This window comes from Nitrososphaera sp. AFS (assembly GCF_009898475.1).
GTDB lineage: Archaea > Thermoproteota > Nitrososphaeria > Nitrososphaerales > Nitrososphaeraceae > Nitrosopolaris.
Map to the genome: position 1 here is coordinate 24,441 of NZ_QURE01000025.1, position 2,556 is coordinate 26,996.

Sequence of the window (2,556 nt, forward strand, 5' to 3'; positions counted from 1 at the left end):
CCATGTTTTAATTGCTTTTATGAGTCCTTCTCTCATTTTCGACGAAATTATTATATAATTCCTTATGTATGATATAATTCACTACGTATTGCCTTTTCCGGGCCGGTTCGACGTTTACCGTTTACTCAACCGTGTTCCGGCTCGGGATCCTTTAAGAATTAGTCAGCAAAATTGTAGATCCAATATCACCTATATATCGAAAAGAATTCTATATAGCAAATCATTATATTGAAAATTGAGCATATAATTTTAGAAGTGTAAAAATGAAAGCAAAAGCAATGCCAGATTTAGTGGAAATTACAGATGACCCCGTTGCTTTGGCAATGAAGCATATTTTTTCTCAATTTGAAATTTACGACCTGGATATTGCAGATGGATTGAAGGAATTACTATTCGAGAAAAAATATGACCTGTATTCTCTACTTCAGTCTGATGCGGCTTCAGTGGCTGGGAAATTGGGAATTGAAGAATATGTGGCCAAAATGATAATCAATTCCGCAAAAAGAAAAGCGATAAAATAATATATTCCTTACTTTCTTTTCTATCTAAATCCAAGATCCTGGTGTCTCTTCTATGATTTCGTGCTTTGTTAATTTAACATGATTATTCGCCGATTCCATATTAAATTCCTTTTTGCACGGGACACAGAGATAACAAATCTTCAACATTCAATAAATACAGGACAGCCTTAAAAAGAGTATGAATTGGAATTACCTAAGATTATTTCCAGTTCCAAGAACGAGTATTAGTACGCGTCAAAGCAAAGAGATATGACAGCAACAGTTGATCCGTGTTCGCACTATTTTGGCATGCCCGTGGCTTTATGCGTTGATCTAATTCTGTTATCTGATAATGTCGGTTATCTGGTAATAACGGTGGTACCTGTCCCATCTCAAGTACAGATTTCTATCTCCATGTTCTTAATCTATAGTGGATGGAAATTGGAGATAAAATGCTATTAATGAAACGGATTCAAATTATTTCAATATGTCTTGAATAAAGGTAAGGACTAGATCAATTCACTAATGCTTGAAAAAAGTGACGCACCAATCTGTAGCATTTGGGGCGATTCCATGCCACAAACCACGTTCTATCGCACCCTGGACACAGTCACTATAGGAAAAATGTAATGGTGCTCCACAAATAACAATGCTTGATACACACGAGTGATAATTGAGCATCGGATTGCAGTCCTGTTCTGATTGATTTCCTGCAATTGGTTTTACAGCATCAATGCACCGATTGACTTCAGCACTACTTGTTGGAAGCGTAGTATCAATACATCCATGAGCGGTACAGATGTTTAACATGAATAGAAATATTGGCCCTACCATCAAGATCATATTACCACAGGCCCCATTTGAAGAGTGCTTTGAATCTCGTTACCATAGGCAGTATATAGTAAGAAAAGTATATGAAGATCTCAAATGAGTAAGAATTGTCTAGCACTTAATATTTATTTACTAAGAACATCAAAGAGAACCTTCTCATACAACCTTCGTCTTACACGTAGCCGGGTATCCAAACTAAAAATAGAATTTAATTACAATTTATCAGACGCCAAGGCCTAGTGCGCATTTCAATATACGTTCCGACATCTTCCGTTCGATTTCAATAGGGCGAGGAGCTCTTTCAATCGGTTGGCGGGGTATATTGAAAATATAAGACCATACTTAGCTAAACCACTTGTAAAACTAGTAAAAAAAGGGAAAAATTATTTAGGATAGGCTAAGTCCTGAAGTCTTGATTAAAGCATCCTTTGCATCTTGTAGTAGAGTATTAAGATCTCCAGTCATTTCACCATGAATGTAGTATATTGTCGGATGCTCGAATAACCAATGGTTGTGAATAGCAGTCACAGTGATGTCATGTTCTGTAAATGACTTCATTACGGTATTTACTTCTATGCAAGTACAGTAAATTCAAATACCATGAGTACATTGTTGTGTCCAGTAGTACCATAGCGTATTTCATGTGGTGTAAATTCATTAAAATCGTGGCCTAACAATTGCATTGATGGTGAATCCCGTGATAATTCGATGTCACATACGCCACCAGATTCTGAGGCTTCTGCTTTGTCGCTAATTTTGTTGGCCGCATCTTTACATTGTTGGGATGGTTCGTTGGGTTGAATCGCATTCGCATAGATTATTTTTGACCCGGTTGCTGCCGATCCCAGTACTAGTACTCCTACTAGCATGGATAATAGGATCGCCCCCTTGAGTTCTCTTGATTTATCATATGGTAAGAAAAGTATAATAAAATCTCAGGTGAGTAAGAATCCTCTAGCACATAATAATGCCCTACGGAAATTAAGCAGATTCTCGAACCTGCAGTCATAGTCATGGTGGGGCTATCCACATCCTCAGAAAGTAAGACGAAGTCTCAATAAAGTATTTGAGAATGGTATTTGAGAATGACCAAGTAACAAAGTCCCGTCGGAGTATGGAGCAGGAGCAGCACATCGTGGATGGCATTGATATAAAATCTGACGGTAGAACGATTGCATTTATACGAGTACTTGTCAGAAATAATGACAAGTTCTCCAATAAGGCT

Annotated in this window: 3 protein-coding genes; 1 reads left to right on the forward strand and 2 read right to left on the reverse strand. The window is 37.4% G+C overall.

Annotated elements, in window-relative coordinates; all coding sequences use genetic code 11:
* Positions 1-263 precede the first annotated feature (263 nt).
* Entirely contained in the window at positions 264-521 is a 258-nt protein-coding gene (locus DYY65_RS04755) for a hypothetical protein (protein WP_162476839.1), read from the forward strand.
* Positions 522-1,718: 1,197 nt separating this feature from the next.
* Here DYY65_RS04755 and DYY65_RS04760 read toward each other — a convergent pair.
* A complete protein-coding gene (locus tag DYY65_RS04760; protein ID WP_370519296.1) occupies positions 1,719-1,922 on the reverse strand; it encodes a DUF1259 domain-containing protein in 204 nt (67 codons plus the stop codon).
* Positions 1,904-2,200 carry a hypothetical protein gene (locus DYY65_RS04765; protein ID WP_162476840.1) on the reverse strand — a complete coding sequence of 99 codons (297 nt, stop codon included), beginning with the start codon at positions 2,198-2,200 and terminating at the stop codon, positions 1,904-1,906. Before DYY65_RS04765 ends, DYY65_RS04760 begins: the two co-directional genes overlap by 19 nt.
* Positions 2,201-2,556 lie beyond the last annotated feature (356 nt).

What these genes read in the sequence shown, in the direction of transcription:
- DYY65_RS04755 (WP_162476839.1), top strand. Translation starts at nt 264, where the DNA reads ATGAAAGCAAAAGCAATGCCAGATTTAGTGGAAATTACAGATGACCCC.
- DYY65_RS04765 (WP_162476840.1), bottom strand. Translation starts at nt 2,200, where the DNA reads ATGCTAGTAGGAGTACTAGTACTGGGATCGGCAGCAACCGGGTCAAAA.